This is a genomic window from Roseateles sp. P5_B10 (genome assembly GCF_056400485.1).
This window is the reverse complement of sequence record NZ_JBFULE010001588.1, coordinates 1-610: the sequence shown is the minus strand read 5'-3', so window position 1 is coordinate 610 and position 610 is coordinate 1. Positions and strand designations below refer to the sequence as shown.

The 610-nt window shown below is 60.7% G+C and carries 1 protein-coding gene; it reads right to left on the bottom strand.

What is annotated here, in order from left to right; all coding sequences use genetic code 11:
- Positions 1 to 52: 52 nt before the first annotated feature.
- Positions 53 to 610, bottom strand: a 558-nt coding sequence (locus AC1DU6_RS34735) for an FAD binding domain-containing protein (RefSeq protein ID WP_477863066.1), incomplete at its 5' end; no start/stop codon positions are given.

The following is a 610-nucleotide window of genomic DNA, read 5'->3' as shown; positions in this document are numbered from 1 at the left end:
CGTCCGATATGCGTGATTTCACCAACTGACATGCGATGGTCCCGTTAACTTTCTAGTGGATCGATTTGTCGGCCTGATCCTGCGGTGTGCCCGCAGCCGCCTGCTCCAGCGCACGAACGATAGCGCGGCGAGCAAGCTCGATCTTGAAGTCGTTGTCGCCCTGCCCCTTCGCATCACGAAGAATGAAATCAGCGACCTGCTTAAAGCTCTGGGTCCCGACTCGCTCGCCTTTCAGCGATCTTTCTGCGTCAAAATCCCGCCACGGCTTATGCGCGACCCCGCCGAGCGCGATCCGGACGTCCTGGATGATGCCCTCCTCCACACGCAGCGCGGCGGCGACGGAGATCAGCGCGAAGGCATAGGAGAGCCGGTCCCGGATCTTGAGATAGGTGTGATGGGCACCGAAGTCGGGCTTGGGGATAATGATCGATGTAATGAGCTCGCCGACCTTCAGCGTGTTGTCGCGTTCGGGCTCTCCGCCGGGGAGGCGGTGGAAACCAGACATCGGAATCGATCGCTTGCCGTCCGGCCCCTCGACTTCGACGGATGCATCGAGTGCAGCCATCGCGACGCACATGTCCGACGGATGGACTGCAATGCAGCTATCGCT